Raw genomic sequence first — 19,387 nt, forward strand, 5'->3', positions numbered from 1 at the left:
GGTCAGCGGCGGCGGTCGACGTCGATGAAGTCGACGCGCGCGCCGCCACGACCGGCGAGGGCGGAGACGACGGTCCGGAACGACGTGGCCGTGCGGCCACCCCGTCCGATCACCTTGCCGAGGTCGTCGGGGTGCACGCGCACCTCGAGCACCGACCCGCGGCGCAGATCCTTGTCGTCGACCCGCACCTGGTCGGGGTTGTCCACGACGCCGCGGACGAGGTGCTCGAGCGCCTCGGCCAGCATCGCGGGACTCGCCGGGGCGGTCACGACGAGGCGCCGTCCTTCTCAGCCGCGGGCTCCTGCTGACGCTCGGCGTCGACGGCCTCGGTCTCGGCGGCCTCGGTGTCGGCCTCGGCGACCGCGGGGGTCTCGTCGGCCGGGGTCTTCTCGGCGGCCTCGGCAGCCTTGTCGGACTTGGCCTTGTCGGCCTTCTCCGCGCGCTCGACCTTCTCGACCTTCTCGGCTGCCTTCTCCGCGTTGGTCAGCTTCTCGGCCTTCGGGGCGGCGGCCTCGACGGTGTCGGAGCCGGCCTCCTTCAGCGCCTCGTTGAAGATGTCGAGCTTGCTGCGCTTCTCGGGGGCCGTCTTCAGGCGACCCTCGGTGCCCTTGGTGCCCTTGAACTTCTGCCAGTCACCGGTGATCCGGAGCAGCGACTCGACGGTCTCCGTGGGCTGGGCGCCGACACCGAGCCAGTACTGCGCGCGGTCGGAGACGACGGTGATGACCGACGGCTCGTCCTTCGGCTGGTAGGTGCCGATCTCCTCGATCACGCGGCCGTCGCGCTTCTTGCGCGAGTCGACGACGACGATGCGGTACTGCGGGACCCGGACCTTGCCCAGGCGCTTCAAACGGATCTTGACGGCCACGTCTGTGGTGTCTCCTCGGAAATCGTGTGCGGGTGAGGGCCTCGACCACGGGTGGGGTCCGGGTCGCTGTCCTCGGTGGGAGTGACGGCGTCGGCTGAGAGGGACCGAGGCGCGCGCACTCGACCCACGAGTCTGCCACGTCGTCGCCCGCGGTCCGAATCCGGTGTGCACCCGGCGGTGTCGGGGATGATGCGCCCATGAGCCAGCAGCCTCCGCCGCCCGGGTCGTACGGCGCCCAGCCCCCTCCCGGACCGTACGGCGGTCCCCCGCCCGGCTCCCCGACGCCACCGGCCAGGCCGCGTCGCCGGCGTCCCCGCGCCTGGTGGTTCGCGCTGCCCCTCGTGATGTTCGTGGCGGCGGGGACGCTGCTCGTGACGGCGTTCGTGTCGGCCCTGGGGCCGCTGTCCCAGCAGGACGCGGTCGTCCCCGCGGACGGCTCGGCCCAGGGCGTAGAGCTGGACGACGACGGCCCGCGGCTGCTGATGGCGCCGGAGGGCCAGGTGCCCCCGTCGTGCCAGGCGACCGACGCGCAGGGCGAGCCGGTCGACGTGGACGCCCCCACCGCCAGCTACACCTACGGCAACGGCTCCCGGTCGTGGTCGGGGTTCGGCGTGGTCGACCCGGGCGGGGACTCCCTCGAGCTGACCTGCTCGTCCTCCGCCCCCGGTGCCACCGAGGTCCGCGTCGGACCCGCCCCGGCCGGCGGCGCGTTCGCCGGGTTCGCGGTGATGCTGGTCGCCGGCATCGGCCTCGGCTTCGGCGGCTTCGCCGTCCTGGTGCTGCTCGTCGTGCTCTACGCCTCGGGCGCGCCGCGGAAGCCCGCTGCGGGCTGAGCGTCAGAGCACCCGGACGCCCCGCAGCACCACCGCGGACGGCCGCCGCAGCACCGACAGGTCGGCGAGCGGGTCGGACGGGTAGACGACCAGGTCGGCCGGTGCCCCCTCCTCCAGCCCGGGGTGGCCGAGCCACTCCCGGGCGCGCCAGCTGGCCGCCCCCAGGGCGTCGTACGGGCTCATCCCGATGCGGGTGAGCGCCTGCACCTCGCCGGCGAGGTTCCCGTGCCGGGAGATGCCGCCGCCGTCGGAGCCGGCGTAGATCGGCACCCCGGCGTCGTACGCCGCACCGAGGGTGGCGGGCATGCGGCTGTAGAGGTCCGCCATCGTGGCGGCGTAGTCCGGGAAGCGCTTCTCCCCCGCCGACGCGTGCCCGGGGAACTCGTCGAGCTGCATGATCGTCGGCACCAGCGCGGTGCCGTGGGCGACCATCGCGTCGACGAGGTCCTCGGTCAGCCCGGTGCCGTGCTCGAGGCAGTCGATGCCGGCCTCGATCAGGCCGGGCAGGACGTCGTGGCCGAAGCAGTGCGCGGTGACCTTCGCGCCCTCCGCGTGGGCGGCCTCGATGGCGGCCGCGAACGCCGCGGCCGGGAAGGACGGCGTCAGGTCGCCGGCGTCCCGGTCGATCCAGTCCCCCACCAGCTTCACCCACCCGTCGCCGCGGCGGGCCTCCTGCGCGGCGTACGCCGCCAGCTCGTCCGGCTCGACCTCGTGGGCGTAGCCGCGGATGTAGCGCTTCGTCGCCGACAGGTGCCGCCCGCAGCGGATCAGCCGCGGCAGGTCGTCGCGCTCCTGGACCCACGAGGTGTCGGCCGCGCTGCCGCAGTCGCGGATCAGCAGCGCCCCGCCGTCGCGGTCGTCGACGGCCTGCTGCTCGGTCTCCTCGGCCCCGACCGGGCCGTGGTCGTCCAGCCCCAGGTGGCAGTGCGCGTCGACGAGCCCCGGCACCACCCACCCCTCGGCCCAGGTCTCGGCGCCGGCCTGCGGCTCGTACGTCACGCGCCCGTCGACGACGTACAGGTCGCGCGCCTCCCCGTCGGGCAGCACCGGACCCCGGACCCTCGCAGCAGCACCCATGCCCGGCAACCTAGTGCCGAGTCGGCACGTCTGCGCACCTCCAGGACGCCGAGTCGGCACGTCTGCGCAGGTTCTCCCCAGGCGGGACCGCTGTCGTGGGACGTCGTACGAGCCGGGACGTCGTACGACCGGGCGCGGAGCTGCGCAGACGTGCCGACTCGGCTCTTCTGCTTGATGAGTGGGTGGCGCCATCTCGTGCTGGAGCTCGCTGGGTCGTCTCGGGTCGGCTGCACGAAAGGACACAGTTCGCCTCGGCGGTGGGTGCGCCGGTGCGGCCTGGTGCGGTGTGAGGCGGCGAGAGAGCCCGCCCGGTGTCGAACTGTGTGCGTTCTGCACGGGACCAGGGGGCCTTGCGCCGAGGCGTGGCGGCGCCACGCGCCCGGCGCGCCGGTGGTCGACGGGGTCGCCAGGCGTTGTCCACCGTGACCGGGCGAGCCGCAGGGTTAGTCTCCTGAGGTCCTGCTGTCCGGCACGGTCCGGGACGACAGTTCCCCAGGGGAGTACCGGGGCGGACCCGGCCAGCTGTGGACGAGCGGTACTCCGTGACGTCTCGCACGAGCTTGGTCCCGCGGATGGGGCGAATCGTCACGGAGCACCGCGACCACGCCTCCCGACCGCGATCGGGCCACGGACCCACACAACCAGCAGGAGAGCCCGACTCGAGGTTTCCTGACTGCGCAGACGTGCCGACTCGAGGGCTCCTGGCTGCGCAGACGTGCCGACTCGGCCTAGAGGAGGTCGAGGAGCCAGGTGGGGCCGACGTACTCGGCGCCGACCGCGAGGACGCGGCCCTGGAGGACGACGTCGGCGGTGACGACGGTGACGCGGGAGCCGGCCCCGACGGCCGCGGTGGCCTGGGCGACGATCTCGCGGTCGCCGTCGCGGGGGGCGTGGACGACGCGGACGTGGGCGTCCTTGCCGGCCCTCACGCCGGCCTTGGCGCCGCCCTCCAGCACGAGCACCACCTGCTCCTGGGGCACGGGTGCGACCAGCAGCGAGTCGTGGAGGCGGCGGGCGGCGCCGGGGCGGTCCTTCCACCAGCCGTCCGGCCGGGCACCGACGACGTTGGCGCCGTCGACGACGAGGACGGTCGCGGGCGCGGCCCGGGCGGCGGCGCTCAGCGCAGGTACTTCGAGAGGTCGGACGGCAGGTTGAGGTCCTTCGCCGCCTTCTCGTAGTCCACCGGCTCGCCGTCGGGGTTGCCGAACGGGGAGCCCTTCGCGGCGGGGGCCGGCTTGGCTGCGGCCGCCTTGGCCGGGTTGCCCGAGCGGCGCGCCTTGCCCTTCCGGGCCGCGGGCTTCGCCTTGCCCTTCCGCCCGCCGCCCATGCCGGGCATGCCCGGCATGCCGGGCATGCCGGGGATCCCGCCGCCCTTCGCCATCTGCTGCATCATCTTGCGGGCCTCGAAGAAGCGGTCGACGAGCTGGTTGACGTCGCTGACCTGCTGCCCGCAGCCCTTCGCGATGCGGGCGCGGCGGGAGCCGTCGATGATCTTGGGGTTGGCCCGCTCGGCGGGGGTCATCGACTGGATGATCGCCTGGATCCGGTCGATGGAGCGCTCGTCGAAGTCCGCCAGCTGCTCGCGCATCTGGCCCATGCCGGGCAGCATCCCGAGGATCGAGGACAGCGAGCCGAGCTTGCGGACCTGCTGCATCTGCTCGAGGAAGTCGTCGAGGGTGAAGTCGCCCTGGCCGCCGAGGAGCTTGCCGGCCGCCTTCTCCGCCTGCGCGGCGTCGAAGGTCTTCTCGGCCTGCTCGATCAGGGTCATGACGTCGCCCATGTCGAGGATGCGCGAGGCCATGCGGTCGGGGTGGAAGACGTCGAAGTCGGTCATCTTCTCGCCCGAGGAGGCGAACATGACCGGCTTGCCGGTGACCGAGCGGATCGACAGCGCCGCACCACCGCGGGCGTCGCCGTCGAGCTTGGTGAGGACGACGCCGTCGAAGCCGACGCCGTCGAGGAACGCCTGGGCCGTCGAGACGGCGTCCTGGCCGATCATCGCGTCGACGACGAAGAGGACCTCGTCGGGCCGGACGGCGTCCCGGATGTCCGCGGCCTGCTGCATCATCTCGGCGTCCACGCCGAGCCGGCCCGCGGTGTCGACGATGACGACGTCGTGCAGCGAGCGCTTCGCGTGCTCGATCGACGCGGTCGCCACCGACACGGGGTCGCCCACGCCGTTGCCGGGCTCCGGCGCGAACACGGGGACGCCGACGCGCTCGCCGTTGACCTGCAGCTGCTGGACGGCGTTGGGTCGCTGGAGGTCGCAGGCGACGAGGATCGGCGTCTTGTCCTGGTCCTTCAGGTACTTCGCCAGCTTCGCCGCCAGCGTCGTCTTGCCGGCGCCCTGGAGGCCGGCGAGCATGATGACGGTCGGGCCGGACTTCGCGTAGCGCAGCCGGCGGGTCTCGCCGCCCAGGATCGCCTGGAGCTCGTCGTTGACGATCTTGATGACCTGCTGCGCCGGGTTCAGCGCACCGCTGACCTCCTCGCCGCGGGCGCGCTCCTTCACCGCCGCGGTGAACTCCTTGACGACCGGCAGCGCGACGTCGGCCTCCAGCAGCGCGATGCGGATCTCGCGCGCGGTGGCGTCGATGTCGGCGTCGGAGAGGCGTCCCTTGCCCCGCAGGTTCTTGAAGGTGTCGGCGAGGCGGTCGGAGAGGGTGGCGAACACGTGTGTGAGGTCCCTGGGTCGGTGACTGGGTCGATGTCGCAGGGCCCGCGGGAGGGTCCGAGGGACCCCGGCTCGGGCGGTGGCCCAGCCTATCCGGAGCCGGCGAGGGCAGCGCGTACGGCGTGGGCCGCGTCCGCGGCGCGGTCGTCGGCGAGCGCCCCGGCCCAGGCCTCCTGCAGGTAGAAGACGTCCACTGCCTGCGGCCCGAGGGTGTCCACGTGGGCCGAGCGGACGGCGATCTCCAGGCCCGCCAGCGTCGCGCAGACGTGGTGGACGACGGACAGCCGGTCGCTCGCCCGCACCTCCAGCACCGTCGAGGTGCGCGACGCCTCGTGGTGGACCTCGACGGTGGGCGGCAGCACGTCGGGGCTCCCGTCGAGCCGCAGCCGGCGGCCGACGTCCAGGCGCCCCTCGACCAGGGCGGCGAACCGCTCGCGCAGCACCGCGGGGTCGACCTCCTCGCTGACGTCCCACGCCGAGACGCCCCAGGCGTCCTGCGACCACGCGCGCGCGGCCCGCACCCGGACCCGCTGCAGGGCGAGGACGGCGGAGACGTCCGCCAGCAGCCCCACCCGGTCCCCCGAGACCACGGTGACCCGGGCACCGTCGGCCACGGGCTCGACCGTGAACGCCGCCCGGCGGGGGTCGCCGCGGACCGCGTCGGGGACGGTGACCTCGGGGTCGGCCACCCGCGGCGCCGAGGTGCCGGCCTGGCGGGCGAGGAGGACGGCGAGCACGCCGGCGGCGAGACGACGCACCAGGCCCGCCCGCCACGACGACCACGCCTGCGCCGACGCGGCGCGGGCGTCGGCCTCGGTGAGCGCCACCAGCAGCGAGAGCACCTCGGGGGTGCCGACCCGGTCGGCGACGTGGGCCAGGGTGACCGGGTCGTCGGGGTCGCGGCTGGTGGCGGTCTGCGACAGCAGCAGGTGCTGGCGCACCAGGGTGGCGACGACGTCGCACTCGTCCTCGTCGAACCCGAGGCGCTGCGCGATGCGCCGGGCGATCGGCGCGCCCTCGACGGAGTGGTCGCCGACCCCGCCCTTGCCGATGTCGTGGAGCAGCGCCGCGACGGCGAGGACGTCGGGCCGCCCGACGCTGCGGATCAGTCCCGCCGCCTCGACGCAGGTCTCGACGGAGTGCCGGTCCACGGTGAAGCGGTGCACCGCCGAGGCGTGGGGGAAGAGCCGGATCCGCTCCCACTCCGGCAGGACGGCGGACAGCGCGCCGGTCTCCTCCAGGGTCTCCCACACCGGCAGCAGGCCGGGCCCGGCGGCGAGCATCCGCACCAGCAGCCGGCGGGCCTCCGCCGGCCACGGGTCACCCAGCGGCGCGCCCTCCCGGGCCAGCCGGGCCGCGGTCGCGGGGGCCAGCGGGGCGTCACGCTCGGCGGCCTCCGCGCAGGCGCGCAGCAGCAGCGCGGGGTCGGACTCCGGCCGGGCGCTGCGGTCGAGGACCACCTCGCCGGCCGCCAGGGCGACCCCCGGGGCGAGCACCTGCAGGCGGGGCCGGCGGGCGCCGCGGCCACCGGGACCGGCCAGGACGGCGTCGACCCGGCGCCAGGCCAGCCGGGAGAAGTGGGTCAGGCGGCGGCCCAGCTCACGCACGTGGCGCTGCGCGGCGACCGCGTCGGGCAGCTCCAGCCGCTCGGCGAGCGCCGGCCAGTGCTCGGGCGCGATGCGGTCGACGGCGCGTCCGGTGACGGCGTGCAGCTCGTCGCGGGCGTCGAGCAGCCCCCGTCGTACGGCGTCGGAGTCGGCCTGGGAGGCATCGACCAGCCAGCTCGCGACGAGCGCGCGCAGGACGGTCGCGTCGCGCAGCCCGCCGTGGGACTCCTTGAGGTCGGGCACCGAGGAGTGCGCGAGCTCGCCGGCCCGGACGTGGCGGGCGTGGGTCAGCGCCTTGAGCTCGGGCAGCCGGCGCCGGGCGTCGCGGCGCCAGTGGGCCAGCTGCTCGGTGCGCAGCCGCAGGCTGAGGTGGTGGTCGCCGGCGAGGTGGCGGACGTCGAGCTGGCCCAGCATCACCTTGAGGTCGTCGTGGGCCGCGGTGGTCATCTCGCTCAGCGACCGGACCGAGTGGTCGATCCGGCTCCCGGAGTCCCACAGGGGGTACCAGAGCTTCTCGAGCACCGCGTCGAGCGCACCGGCGGGGAGGTCGTCGTCGTGCACGAGGACGACGTCGAGGTCGGAGCAGGGCGCCAGCTCGCCGCGCCCGTAGCCCCCGACCGCCACGAGCGCCACCCCGGACGACGGCCCGCCGGCGTCGGCGTACGCCGCGGCGCACAGGGCGTCGGCCGCCTCGGTGCGGGCGGCACGGTCAGCGGCGCTCATGTCGGTGATCCTCCCTGGTGCAGGGGCGGGGACGGCACACCTCGGCCCCGCCTCGCCGGGGCGAGACGGGGCCGGGTGTGGTGCCGTCCCGGGTGCAGGCCGGTCCGGTCGTCGGTGGGAGGCGGGTCAGATCGCGGCGGTGTCGCGGTCGCCGGTGCGGACCCGGACGACGGTGTCGACCGAGGAGACCCAGACCTTCCCGTCGCCGATGCGTCCGGTCTGCGCGGTCCGCACGACGATCCCGACGATGTCGTCGGCGTCGCCGTCCTCGACCACGATCTCGATGCGGAGCTTGGGCACGAGCGCGATGTCGTACTCCGCGCCCCGGTAGACCTCCGTGTGGCCCTTCTGGCGGCCGTAGCCGCTGACCTCGCTGACCGTCATGCCGGTCACGCCGAAGGTCTCGAGGGCCTCGCGGACCTCTTCCCACTTGTGCGGCTTGATGACCGCGGTCACGAGCTTCACTGGGAGGTCTCCTTCGTGGTCGACGGGGCCCGGGTGGAGGCCTCGGGCTTGATCGGGGCGTTGGCCGCGAGCCCGGAGGACACGCCGCCGCCGATCCCGGTGTGCAGGTCGTAGGCGCTCTCGCCGTGGGCGACGAGGTCGATGCCGGTGGCCTCGTCCTCGTCGTCAAGGCGCAGGCCGATGGTGAACTTGATGGCCAGGCCGATGACGAGGGTGAGCACACCGACGTACGCGACCGCGACGAGCACACCGAGCACCTGGTCGACCAGGGAGCCGACGCCGCCGCCGTAGAGCAGGCCGTCGATGCCGCCGGCACCGTCGGCGGTGGAGAACAGGCCGATCAGCACGGTGCCGAGGACGCCGCCGACCAGGTGGACGCCGACCACGTCGAGCGAGTCGTCGTACCCGAGCTTGTACTTCCAGCCGACCGCGACGGCGCAGACACCGCCGGCGATGACGCCGATGGCCATGGCGCCGCCGATGTCGACCGCGCCGGCCGCGGGGGTGATGGCGACGAGCCCGGCGACGACGCCGGACGCCGCGCCCAGGGTGGTGGCCTTGCCGGAGATCATCCGCTCGACCAGCAGCCAGCCGAGGATGGCGGTCATCGCGGCCAGGGTGGTGTTGGCGAAGGTGCGGCCGGTCTCGGCGAGGAACTGCGCCTCGTCGTACCCGTCGGCGAAGACGATCGAGCCGACGTTGAAGCCGTACCAGCCCATCCACAGCAGCCCGGCGCCCAGCATGGTGAGCGTGAGGTTGTGCGGCCGCATGGTGTCGCGGGGCCAGCCGCGGCGCTTGCCCAGGAGCAGGACGAGCACCAGGGCGGCGATGCCGGCGTTGATGTGGACGGCGGTGCCGCCGGCGTAGTCCTGGGCGCCGATCTGGCCGCAGATCAGCGAGTTGTCCTGGCACCCGAAGACCATGTAGGCCATCGGGAAGTAGACGAGCACCGACCAGATCGGCACGAAGAGGACCCAGGCGGAGAACTTGAGCCGGCCCTCGAGGGCACCGCTGATCAGCGCGGCGGTGATGACGGCGAAGGTCATCTGGAAGGCCATGCCGACGTAGGCGTCGGTCGTGAGGCCGTCCAGCAGGAGCTGGTCGAACGGGTTGCCGAAGAACCAGTTGCCCTCCGACCACCCCATCGACCAGCCGATGAGCACGTAGAGCGGACCGACGATGGCTGCCGCGACGAACGACATCATCATCATGTTGAGCACGGACTTCGAGCGCGACATGCCGCCGTAGAACAGCGCGAGCGCCGGGACGGTCATCATCATGACGAGCGCTGTCGCGACGAGCATGAAGGCGTGATACCCAGCCACGGGACCTCCAGGGAGCGGGACGGAGAGGAGGGCGGCCGAGTGCGACCTCGCTGTCGCACCGCACCGCCCGATGTGTCTCCGACCCTCTGATCCCGAGGTTTCACCGGGGTCGAGTCGGTGTTTCCGTCAGGAAACACCTCTCCGGGGTGTGTTACATCGACGTTTCGTCGGGCTGTGGATCACCCGAGAAGAGCCTCGGTGAACGCCTCGGCGTCGAACGGTGCCAGGTCGTCGGGGCCCTCGCCCAGGCCCACGAGCTTCACGGGGACGCCGAGCTCGCGCTGGACCGCGACGACGATGCCGCCCTTGGCGGAGCCGTCGAGCTTGGTCAGGACGATGCCGGTGACGTTGACGATCTCCGAGAACACCCGGGCCTGCACCATGCCGTTCTGGCCGGTGGTGGCGTCGAGGACCAGCAGCACCTCGGTCACCGGCGACTGCTTCTCGATGACCCGCTTGACCTTGCCGAGCTCGTCCATCAGGCCGGCCTTGTTCTGCAGGCGGCCGGCGGTGTCGACGAGGACGGTGTCGACACCCTCCGCCTTCCCCCGCTTGACGGCGTCGAAGGCGACGCTGGCGGGGTCGGTGCCCTCCGGGCCGCGGACGACCTCGACCCCGACCCGCTCGCCCCACGTGCCGAGCTGCTCGACGGCCGCGGCGCGGAAGGTGTCGGCGGCGCCCATGACGACGGACATGTCCTCGGCCCGCAGCAGGCGCGCGATCTTGCCGACCGTCGTGGTCTTTCCGGAGCCGTTCACGCCGACCACGAGGACGACGCCGGGCTCCTCGCCCTCACCCGTGACGGCGAGACGCCGGTCCATGGACGGGTCGACGAGCGCGAGCAGCTCCTCCTTCAGCACCGCGCGGACGTCGGGCGACCCGCCGCCCTCGACGCGGAGCCGGGTGCGCAGGCGCTCCACGAGCTGCTGGGTCGGGGCCACACCGATGTCGGCGCCGAGGAGGGTGTCCTCGATGTCCTCCCAGGTGTCCTCGTCGAGCCGGTCGCGCGACAGCAGCGCGAGCAGGCCCTTGCCGAGACCGCCCTGGGAGCGGGACAGCCGCTGACGCAGCCGGACGAGGCGGGACGCCGCACCCTCGGGCTTCTCCTGGGTCGGAGCGGCCGGGGCCTCCGGGACCGGCGGGGGCTCGGCCTCCGGCTCGGCGACGTCGGTCGCCGGCGCGGTGGCGGTCGTCTCGTCGGTGTCCGTGCGCGGTGGCGCCAGGACGTCGGTGCCCCCGCCGGGCGTCAGGTCCTCGTCGGTCCCGCGGCGTCGGCGGCTGCCCGAGAGGAGTGCGACCCCCGTGACGCCGGCGACGAGCAGGAGGCCGACGACCAGCAGCACCCAGTCAGCGATGTAGCCCATGGCCGACCATGTAACCAGACCGGTACGACGGGCTCGCGGGCGCGGCGCTCAGGCGCCGCCCGGCCCCGGTGGAGGAGCCTGCGTCAGCGGCGCGAGTGGTCGCGCAGGCCGCGCTGCTCGTCCTCGGACAGGGGCTTCAGGCGGTTCGACCAGCGGCGGACGGCGTCGCCGAACCACGGCGCGCCGGGGACCTCGGAACCGCGGTAGGGGTAGGCCACGAACACCACGACGGCGGTGGCGACGAGCAGGATCAGGAACATCGCGAAGACGATGAACAACACGGACTTCAGGCCCTTCGGACTTCGGGTGCCGGGCCCCCCTGGCCTCGACTCACACCAGTGAAACACACCGGTGTGAGCCTTCGGTAAACCTCGGTCCGGGCCGTCCGGGACCCCCGTGGCGACCGTCTGTGGACAGCCCTGTGGAGGGCCCTCCGGGACGTGACGGAGATCTCGCCCGGGGGCGTCGCGACCCCGGACGAGGGTCCCGTCTCGTCGGATCTCGCGGCTCTGCCGTGGCCGGCCCCGCACCTCGATCTCCGCCGGGGCACACGCTGGTCGAGCAGCCCGCGAGCGCAGCGAGCGCGCGTCGTCGAGACCGCCGTACGACGACCGGCGGTCTCGACGTGGCTTCTCGGCCGCCTCGGCCTCAGAGGGTCGGGACCCCCGCCATGGCCGCCTGGATGGCGTCGTCGGTGAGCTCGAGGTCGGTCATGCGGCCGGCGAGGAACGACTCGTAGGCCCCCATGTCGAGGTGGCCGTGGCCGCAGAGCGCGGTGAGGATCGTCCGGGAGACGCCCTCCTCCTTGCACTTGGTGGCCTCGCGGATCGCGGCGGCGATCGCGTGGGTCGGCTCGGGGGCGGGGACGATGCCCTGGGTGCGGGCGAACATCAGCGCGGCGGTGAAGCACTCCACCTGCCCGATGGACTCCGCCTCGGCCAGACCGAGCTCGTACACGTGGGACACCAGCGGGGCCATGCCGTGGTAGCGCAGCCCGCCCGCGTGGATCGGGTCGGGGACGAAGCCGTGGCCCAGGGTGTGCATCTTCATCAGGGGGGTCATGCCGACGGCGTCCCCGAAGTCGTAGCGGTACTCCCCCCGCGTCAGCGTCGGGCAGGACGCCGGCTCGACGCACCGGATCGTCGGGTCCATCCGCCCGGCGAGCTTCTCGCGCAGGAACGGGAAGATGAGCCCGCCGAAGTTCGAGCCGCCGCCGGTGCAGCCGACGAGGACGTCGGGGGTGTCGCCGGCCATCTCGAGCTGGCGCAGCGCCTCCTCGCCGATGACCGTCTGGTGCAGCAGCACGTGGTTGAGGACGCTGCCGAGCGCGTAGCGGGTGTCCTCGCGACCGACCGCGGCCTCGACGGCCTCGGAGATCGCGATGCCGAGCGAGCCCGGGGAGTCCGGGGTGGCGGCGAGGATGCCGCGGCCCGCCTCGGTGAGGTCCGAGGGGCTCGGGTGGAGCGTGGCGCCGTAGATCTCCATCATCGTGCGGCGCGCGGGCTTCTGGTCGTAGCTGCTGCGGACCTGCCACACCTCGCAGTCCATGCCGTACTGCGCGGTCGCGAAGGCGAGCGAGGTGCCCCACTGCCCGGCCCCGGTCTCGGTGGTGAGGCGCTGGACGCCCTCCGCGTGGTTGTACCAGGCCTGCGGCACGGCGGTGTTGGGCTTGTGGGAGCCGGCGGGGCTGACGCCCTCGTACTTGAAGTAGATCTTCGCCGGGGTGTCGAGAAGCTTCTCGAGCCGCCGCGCCCGCACCAGGGGCGAGGGCCGCCAGATCTTGTAGACGTCCAGCACGCCGCCGGGGATGTCGACCCAGCGCTCGGTGGAGACCTCCTGCTCGATCAGGGCCATCGGGAACAGCGGCGCGAGGTCGTCGGGGCCGACCGGCTCGTGCGTGCCCGGGTGCAGCGGCGGCGGCGGGGGCTCCGGCAGGTCGGGGACGATGTTGTACCACTGGGTCGGGATCTCGGTCTCGTCCAGCAGGAACGTGCTGCGCTCGGTCGTCACGACGGCTCTCCTCGGGGGTGGGGGCGGGACAGGGCAGGGACGGCGGGGGCGGGCCGGGCTCAGCGGGACTCGAGCGCCAGGCGGCCGGCGAGGACGGCGAACGACGCCGCGAACGCGGCGCGGAGCCGCTCGACGAGGCGGGGGCGGGCGAGCACCCGGGTACGCAGGGTGCCCGCGGCCACGCCGTACGCCGAGAAGACGACGAACGTCAGGGCGGCGAAGACGCCGCCGAGCAGCGCCATCCGGGCGGACGCGTGGGGCGTGCCGGCAGGGACGAACTGCGGCAGGAAGGCGAAGAAGAACAGCGTCAGCTTGGGGTTCAGCAGGTTGAGGGTGATCCCCTCGCCGAGCACGCGCGGCGTCGAGGTGGCGCCCTCGCCCAGCTCGAGCGGCTCGCGTCGGCCCCGCCAGGTCGCGACGGCCAGCAGGAGCAGGTAGGCGACGCCGAGGTACTTCAGGACGGCGAACGCCACCCCGCTGGCGTGCAGCAGGGCCGCGAGACCGGTGACGGCGGCGAGCAGGTGGGGCAGCACGCCGAGGGTGCAGGCGACGGCCGCGAGGACGGCCGCCCGGCTGCCACGGGCGAGGCCGGTGGCGACGGTGTACAGCGATCCGGTCCCGGGCGTCACCACGATCACGGCCGCGGTCAGCAGGAACCCGGTCCAGGTGGCGGCGGTCACGGGCCAGAGACTCCCACCCCTCCGCGGGCGCCGTCGAGGGTCCGTCCGGCAGGCGGGCCCTACGCCGGCTCGGCCTCGCGCAGGCGCTGCGAGATCACGGTCGAGACCCCGTCGCCGCGCATGGTGACGCCGTACAGCGCGTCGCCGACCTCCATCGTCCGCTTCTGGTGGGTGATGACGAGCAGCTGGGAGGTCTCCCGCAGCTCCTCGTAGATCTCCAAGAGGCGGCCGAGGTTGGTGTCGTCGAGGGCGGCCTCGACCTCGTCCAGGATGTAGAAGGGGCTGGGCCGGGCCTTGAAGAGCGCCACCAGGAACGCGACCGCGACCAGGGAGCGCTCCCCGCCCGAGAGCAGCGAGAGCCGCTTGACCTTCTTGCCGGGCGGGCGCGCCTCGACGTCCACGCCGGTGGCGAGCATGTCGTGCGGGTCGGTCAGCAGCAACCGGCCCTCGCCGCCCGGGAACAGCCGGGAGAAGACGTGGTCGAACGCCGCCGACACGTCCTTCCAGGCCTCGGTGAAGACCTCCTCGACCCGGCCGTCGACCTGGCGGACGATGTCGAGCAGGTCGCCCTTGGTCCGCCGCAGGTCCTCGACCTGCTCGGACAGGAAGCGGTGCCGCTCCTCCATCGCGGAGAACTCCTCCAGCGCCAGCGGGTTGACCCGGCCGAGCTGAGCGAGCTCCCGCTCCGCGCGACGCAGACGGGCGGCCTGCTCGTCGCGGTCGAAGGGCACGGTCTCGACGGAGGTCGGCTCGTCGTCCTCGCCCGGCTGCTCGCTCTCCGGGCTCGCCACCGGGACGCCGACCTCCGGGCCGAACTCGGCGACCAGGGCGTCCGGGTCGAGACCGGTCTCGGCGAGCGCCCGCTCGGCGAGCTGCTCGAGCCTCATCCTCTGCTCGGTGCGGGCCATCTCGTCGCGGTGGGCCGACCCGACCAGCTCGTCGTGCCGGGCGCCGAGCTCGCGCAGGGTCGCACGGCACTCCCGCAGCGCGGTCTCCCGCTCCACGCGCCCCGCCTCGATCTCGGCCCGGGCCGCCGCGGCGACCTCCACGGAGCCGGCCAGCCGCTCCAGCACGAGACCGGCGGTGCGCTCGACCGCGGCGGCGGTGGCGGCCTGGCGGCGCATCCGCTCGCGGCGCTCGACCGCCCGGGCACGGGCCTGCCGCTCGGCGGCTGCGGCCCGGGTGAGCTCCTCGGCGCGTCCGTGCAGGGCCCGGCCCCGCTCCTCGGCGGTGCGCAGGGCGAGCCGGGCGTCGGTCTCGGCCTGGCGGGCGTCGCGGGCGGCCTGGGCCAGCTCGTCGCGCCGCTGCGTGTCGGGCTCGGTCTCGGGGGCCGTCTCGGCCTCGGACAGGCGGGTCTCGAGGTCGGCCAGGCCCTCCAGGTCCGCGGCGCGGGCCTGCTCGGCGCCGGCGATGGCGGCCGCGAGGCGGTCGGCCTCGCCCCGGGCGGCGCGGGCGGCGGAGCCGTGCTGGCCCAGCTCCTCCGCCACCGCGGCGAGGGTGGCGTCGGACTCGTGGAGGCGGGCGAGGGCGACGTCCACCCGGCGCCGTGCGTCCTCGCGCTCCGCCTCGAGCCGGGAGGTCTCGAAGGTCAGCCGCTGCGAGGCCGCGGTCGCCTCGGCGAGCTGCTCGCCCGCCTCCTCGACGGCGGCGGTGACCTCGATCAGGCTGGGCTGGCTGGCCGAGCCGCCCGCCGAGAAGTGACGACCGACGACGTCGCCCTCGCGGGTGACGGCGACCAGCGCGGGCGCGTCGTCCACCAGGCTGCGCGCGGCCTCGAGCCCGTCGACCACGACGACGTCGCCCAGCAGCCGCCGCAGCGGTGCGGCGGTGCCCTCGGGGCCGGTGACCACGTCGACGGCGTACGTCGCGCCGGGCGGCAGCGGGGGGCGGTCCCCGGAGCCGGCGGCCTCCGACGGGTCGACGACGAGCAGGCCGGCTCGGCCGAGGTCCTCGGTCTTGAGGTGGGTGATGGCGTCGGTCGCCGCGCCGGTGCCGGCCACCACGACGGCGTCGGCCGCCGCACCGAGGGCCGCGGCGACGGCGGCCTCGTAGCCGCTGCGCACGGTGAGCAGCGCGGCGACGGACCCCAGCACGCCGTCCAGCTGCTCGCTCGCCGCCAGCAGCGCACCGGCACCGTCCTTGCGGGACAGGCCGATCTCGAGCGCGTCCTTGCGGGCGGCCAGCGCCGTGCGGTCGCGGTCGGCCTGGGCGACCTCGCCGGCGAGCTTGGCGAGGCGCTCGGTGACGTCGTCGAGGGCGGCGCTCGCGGCCTCGTGCTCGGCGTCGAGGCCCTCCTCCCCCGCGTCGAGCCCGGCGACGCGGGTCTCCAGGGCGGTGAAGTCGCGCTGGGCGCGCTCGGCGCGGGCCTCGGCCTCGGCCCGGGCGTCGGTGAGCCGCCCGATCTCCGCGTCGGCGCCTGCGGCGCGGGAGCGCAGGGCGTTGACCTTCCCCGTCAGCCGGGCGAGGCCCTCGCGCCGGTCCGCGGCGGCCCGCTGCAGGCCGACCAGTGCGCGCTCCTCGGCGGCGGCGGCGTCCTCGGCGGCGGTGCGGGCGGTGACGGCCTCCTCCAGCGCCGTACGACGGGCGGCGACGTCGGCGGCGATGCGCTGCTCCGCCTCCCGCGCGGCGGCCGCCTCGGCATCCGTCTCGTCGGGGTCGCGACCCGTGGACGCCGGGGCCGCCTGGTCGGAGCGGGCGCTGCGGAGCCGCTCGGCGGCGAGCGACCGGGTGCCGCGCAGCCGCTCGGTCAGGCCGGTCAGCCCGAACCAGGTCTCCTGGGCCGCGGACAGCGCGGGCAGGTCCTCGCGCAGCGCGGCCTCGAGGGCGGCCTCCCGCTCGTGGGCGGCGGCGAGCCGTCGCTCGACGTCCGCCTGGCGCTCGCGCAGGGCGGTCTCGTCGGCGAGGTCGCGGGCGAGGGCCTCACGGGCGCCGACGACGTCGTCGGCGAGGAGGCGGGCGCGGGCGTCGCGGACGGCGGCCTGCACCGACCGGGCGCGGCGGGCCACCTCGGCCTGACGGCCCAGGGGCTTCAGCTGGCGCCGGATCTCGGTGAGCAGGTCGGCCAGCCGCGTGAGGTTGCCCTCGCAGGCGTTGAGCTTGCGGAGCGCCTTCTCCTTGCGCTTGCGGTGCTTGAGGACGCCGGCGGCCTCCTCGATGAACCCGCGGCGGTCCTCGGGGGTCGCGTGCAGGATCGAGTCGAGCTGGCCCTGGCCGACGATGACGTGCATCTCGCGGCCGATGCCGGAGTCGCTCAGCAGCTCCTGGACGTCGAGCAGCCGGCACGACGAGCCGTTGATGGCGTACTCCGAGCCGCCGTTGCGGAACATCGTGCGGCTGATCGTGACCTCGGCGTACTCGATCGGCAGCGCCCCGTCGGAGTTGTCGATGGTCAGCTGCACCTCGGCACGGCCCAGCGGCGGGCGGCCGGACGTGCCGGCGAAGACGACGTCCTCCATCTTGCCGCCGCGCAGCGACTTCGCACCCTGCTCGCCCATCACCCAGGCCAGGGCGTCGACGACGTTCGACTTGCCGGAGCCGTTGGGCCCGACCACGCAGGTGATGCCGGGCTCGAGGCGGAGCGTGGTGGAGGACGCGAAGGACTTGAAGCCCTTCAGCGTCAGGCTCTTCAGGTACACGGAACTCTCCTCGGACAGCGCACAGCAGGGGCGTCGCGTCTCGGGGAAGGGCTCGGCCGCCTCACCCTAGCCGCGGGCACGGACGGCGCTGCGGGACCCACGCCGCTCGGCGGGGCGGATCCGGCTCGGGGAGCGGGGCGGCCTCAGGCGGGCTGCATCACCGCGTCGCGCTCGCGCACCAGTGCGAGGTCGGCGACGAGGCGGTCGTTCTCCTCCGACAGGTGGCGCACCAGCGCCTCGAGGTCGGCGACGCGCCCGCGGAGGCGGGCGTTCTCGGAGTCGAGGCGGGCGGTCGGAGCGGTGTCGCGTCCGAGGTGTCCGAGCAGCGCCTTGGCCATGGGTCCTCCGGGGAAGTGCGTGGGTGTACGTGGGTGCACGTGGCTGTGCTGGGGAGCGCTCCCGGGACTGCTCCCAGGGGCACCCGACGGCGGGTCTGCGCCGAGCTGTGCGGTGTCGCGGCCCGTGGTGTGGGCCGTCGACCAGAGTGACACCCCGCCCGGGCCGGGGTCAACGTCGCGCGCGCGGCGCCGGCTGGCACCGCGGGCAGAAGAACGAGGAGCGGTTGGTGAACACGATCCTGCGCAGCGGCGTCCCGCACCGCAGGCAGGGCAGTCCCTCGCGGCCGTACGCCGACAGGGACCGCGCGAAGTAGCCCGACGAGCCGTTGACGTCGACGTACAGGGCGTCGAAGGACGTGCCGCCCTGGGCGAGCGCCTCGCTCATCACCTCGCGGACGTGGCCGAGCAGGTCGCGGCACTGCTTCGCGGTGAGCCGCTCGCCCGGCCGGTCGCCGTGCAGGCGGGCGCGCCACAGGGACTCGTCGGCGTAGATGTTGCCGACGCCGGAGATCAGGGTCTGATCGAGGAGCAGGCGCTTGACGCCGGCCGTGCGGCGGCGGACCCGGCGGACCCAGGCGTCGTCGTCGAACGCCCCGTCGAGGGGGTCGAGGGCGATGTGGGCGATCTCGGGCGGGACGTCGTACCCGCCGTCGCTGAGCGCGAGACCGCCGAACATGCGCTGGTCGACGAAGCGCAGCTCGCGGCCCTCGGCGGCGCCCTCGAGCCGCATCCGGACGCGCAGATGACGCTCGTCGGGGGCGTCGGCGGGCTGCACCAGCATCTGGCCGCTCATGCCGAGGTGGGCCATCAGGGCGTCGTGGGTCGGACGGCCGTCGAGGTCGTCGAGGGGCACCCAGAGGTACTTGCCGCGCCGCCGGGCGACGCCCAGGCGGCGACCGGTCAGGGCCAGCGCGAAGCCCGCGGGACCTCGGGGGTCACGGCGGACCGGACGTGGGTGGAGGACCTCGACGGAGACGACGCGGGCGCTGGTGACCCAGCGCTCGAGTCCGGCGCGGACGACCTCGACCTCGGGGAGCTCGGGCACGGTGGGTGGGGCTCAGGCCTCGCCGGACGACGGGTCGGTCTCGGTGGGCGAGCGGCGCGAGACCAGCTCGCCGTACGCCGTCTCCGCGGCGGCCTGCTCGGCCTCCTTCTTGGAGCGGCCGATCCCGTTGCCGTAGAGGCCCCCGGCGACGCGGACCCGGGCGGTGAAGGTCTTCGCGTGGTCGGGGCCCTCGTCGGTGATGATGTACTCGGGCACGCCGAGGTCGTCCTCGGCGGCGAGCTCCTGCAGGGAGGTCTTCCAGTCGAGGCCGGCGCCCAGCTCGGCAGCGGTGGCCATCAGCGGGTCGAAGAGCCGGTGGACGACCTCCGCGGCCACCGCGAGGCCGCCGGAGAGGTGGATCGCGCCGATCACGGCCTCGACGGTGTCGGAGAGGATCGAGGCCTTCTCGCGACCGCCGGTGCTCTCCTCGCCGCGACCGAGCTTCACGTGCTCACCCAGGCCGATGCCGCGGGCGACCCCGGCGAGCGCGCGGGCGTTCACGACCGCGGCCCGCAGCTTCGCCAACCGGCCCTCGGAGAGGTCCGGATGAGTCAGGTAGAGCGTCTCGGTGACGACCACGCCGAGCACGGAGTCCCCGAGGAACTCCAGGCGCTCGTTGGTCGGCAGCCCGCCGTTCTCGTAGGCGTACGACCGGTGCGTGAGGGCACGCTCCAGCAGCTCGACGTCCAGGACGGGGTCGCCGAGTGCGGTGCGGAGCGCGATGTAGTTCAGCGGCTCGGCTG

At 74.3% G+C, this 19,387-nt stretch carries 16 protein-coding genes and 1 pseudogene; 1 reads left to right on the top strand and 16 read right to left on the bottom strand.

Annotation, left to right across the window (positions count from 1 at the left end):
- Positions 1 to 2 precede the first annotated feature (2 nt).
- Positions 3 to 245, bottom strand: coding sequence for an RNA-binding protein (locus Q0858_RS05300; protein WP_299052943.1), 243 nt, complete (start codon positions 243 to 245; stop codon positions 3 to 5).
- A 164-nt stretch (positions 246 to 409) separates the two neighbouring features.
- Positions 410 to 868: pseudogene (rpsP, locus tag Q0858_RS05305) on the bottom strand (30S ribosomal protein S16); the annotation flags it as partial.
- 197 nt (positions 869 to 1,065) lie between these two features.
- On the opposite strand from rpsP, the gene Q0858_RS05310 reads away from it, so the two are divergent.
- On the top strand, positions 1,066 to 1,701 hold the full coding sequence (locus Q0858_RS05310) for a hypothetical protein (protein WP_299051806.1): 636 nt from the start codon (positions 1,066 to 1,068) through the stop codon (positions 1,699 to 1,701).
- 3 nt (positions 1,702 to 1,704) lie between these two features.
- On the opposite strand, the gene Q0858_RS05315 is transcribed toward Q0858_RS05310, so the two are convergent.
- The 14 genes from Q0858_RS05315 to rnc form a co-directional block, all read right to left on the bottom strand.
- Positions 1,705 to 2,778 (bottom strand): amidohydrolase family protein, encoded by a 1,074-nt coding sequence (locus Q0858_RS05315; protein WP_299051808.1) that lies wholly within the window; start codon positions 2,776 to 2,778, stop codon positions 1,705 to 1,707.
- Between the two features lie 728 nt (positions 2,779 to 3,506).
- On the bottom strand, positions 3,507 to 3,758 hold the full coding sequence (locus tag Q0858_RS05320) for a hypothetical protein (protein ID WP_299051810.1): 252 nt from the start codon (positions 3,756 to 3,758) through the stop codon (positions 3,507 to 3,509).
- Positions 3,759 to 3,895: 137 nt separating this feature from the next.
- Positions 3,896 to 5,452, bottom strand: coding sequence for a signal recognition particle protein (gene ffh, locus Q0858_RS05325; protein ID WP_299051812.1), 1,557 nt, complete (start codon positions 5,450 to 5,452; stop codon positions 3,896 to 3,898).
- An 89-nt stretch (positions 5,453 to 5,541) separates the two neighbouring features.
- Positions 5,542 to 7,782: a [protein-PII] uridylyltransferase gene (locus tag Q0858_RS05330; protein ID WP_299051814.1), complete on the bottom strand. Its 2,241-nt coding sequence runs from the start codon at positions 7,780 to 7,782 to the stop codon at positions 5,542 to 5,544.
- Between the two features lie 126 nt (positions 7,783 to 7,908).
- A complete protein-coding gene (locus Q0858_RS05335) occupies positions 7,909 to 8,247 on the bottom strand; it encodes a P-II family nitrogen regulator (RefSeq protein WP_299051815.1) in 339 nt (112 codons plus the stop codon).
- Positions 8,244 to 9,551: an ammonium transporter gene (locus tag Q0858_RS05340; protein WP_299051816.1), complete on the bottom strand. Its 1,308-nt coding sequence runs from the start codon at positions 9,549 to 9,551 to the stop codon at positions 8,244 to 8,246. Before Q0858_RS05340 ends, Q0858_RS05335 begins: the two co-directional genes overlap by 4 nt.
- A 200-nt stretch (positions 9,552 to 9,751) precedes the next feature.
- Positions 9,752 to 10,936, bottom strand: a complete 1,185-nt coding sequence (gene ftsY / locus Q0858_RS05345; protein WP_299051818.1) for a signal recognition particle-docking protein FtsY — start codon at positions 10,934 to 10,936, stop codon at positions 9,752 to 9,754.
- An 83-nt stretch (positions 10,937 to 11,019) separates the two neighbouring features.
- Positions 11,020 to 11,217 (bottom strand): hypothetical protein, encoded by a 198-nt coding sequence (locus Q0858_RS05350; protein WP_299051820.1) that lies wholly within the window; start codon positions 11,215 to 11,217, stop codon positions 11,020 to 11,022.
- A 367-nt stretch (positions 11,218 to 11,584) separates the two neighbouring features.
- Positions 11,585 to 12,946, bottom strand: coding sequence for a TrpB-like pyridoxal phosphate-dependent enzyme (locus Q0858_RS05355; RefSeq protein WP_299051822.1), 1,362 nt, complete (start codon positions 12,944 to 12,946; stop codon positions 11,585 to 11,587).
- Positions 12,947 to 13,005: 59 nt separating this feature from the next.
- On the bottom strand, positions 13,006 to 13,626 hold the full coding sequence (locus Q0858_RS05360) for a LysE family translocator (protein WP_299051824.1): 621 nt from the start codon (positions 13,624 to 13,626) through the stop codon (positions 13,006 to 13,008).
- 59 nt (positions 13,627 to 13,685) lie between these two features.
- Positions 13,686 to 17,261 (bottom strand): chromosome segregation protein SMC, encoded by a 3,576-nt coding sequence (gene smc / locus Q0858_RS05365; protein ID WP_299051826.1) that lies wholly within the window; start codon positions 17,259 to 17,261, stop codon positions 13,686 to 13,688.
- 143 nt (positions 17,262 to 17,404) lie between these two features.
- A complete protein-coding gene (locus tag Q0858_RS05370) occupies positions 17,405 to 17,599 on the bottom strand; it encodes a hypothetical protein (protein WP_299051828.1) in 195 nt (64 codons plus the stop codon).
- Positions 17,600 to 17,768: 169 nt separating this feature from the next.
- Positions 17,769 to 18,644: a bifunctional DNA-formamidopyrimidine glycosylase/DNA-(apurinic or apyrimidinic site) lyase gene (mutM, locus tag Q0858_RS05375; RefSeq protein WP_299051830.1), complete on the bottom strand. Its 876-nt coding sequence runs from the start codon at positions 18,642 to 18,644 to the stop codon at positions 17,769 to 17,771.
- Between the two features lie 12 nt (positions 18,645 to 18,656).
- A complete protein-coding gene (gene rnc, locus Q0858_RS05380; RefSeq protein WP_299052945.1) occupies positions 18,657 to 19,376 on the bottom strand; it encodes a ribonuclease III in 720 nt (239 codons plus the stop codon).
- Between the last annotated feature and the right edge of the window lie 11 nt (positions 19,377 to 19,387).

This window comes from uncultured Nocardioides sp., assembly GCF_947489365.1.
GTDB lineage: Bacteria > Actinomycetota > Actinomycetes > Propionibacteriales > Nocardioidaceae > Nocardioides.

Excerpts from the sequence above, each read along its gene's own strand:
- Q0858_RS05300 (WP_299052943.1), bottom strand. The coding sequence starts at position 245 with ATGCTGGCCGAGGCGCTCGAGCACCTCGTCCGCGGCGTCGTGGACAAC.
- Q0858_RS05310 (WP_299051806.1), top strand. The coding sequence starts at position 1,066 with ATGAGCCAGCAGCCTCCGCCGCCCGGGTCGTACGGCGCCCAGCCCCCT.
- Q0858_RS05315 (WP_299051808.1), bottom strand. The coding sequence starts at position 2,778 with ATGGGTGCTGCTGCGAGGGTCCGGGGTCCGGTGCTGCCCGACGGGGAG.
- Q0858_RS05330 (WP_299051814.1), bottom strand. The coding sequence starts at position 7,782 with ATGAGCGCCGCTGACCGTGCCGCCCGCACCGAGGCGGCCGACGCCCTG.
- Q0858_RS05340 (WP_299051816.1), bottom strand. The coding sequence starts at position 9,551 with ATGCTCGTCGCGACAGCGCTCGTCATGATGATGACCGTCCCGGCGCTC.
- ftsY (WP_299051818.1), bottom strand. The coding sequence starts at position 10,936 with ATGGGCTACATCGCTGACTGGGTGCTGCTGGTCGTCGGCCTCCTGCTC.
- Q0858_RS05370 (WP_299051828.1), bottom strand. The coding sequence starts at position 17,599 with ATGGCCAAGGCGCTGCTCGGACACCTCGGACGCGACACCGCTCCGACC.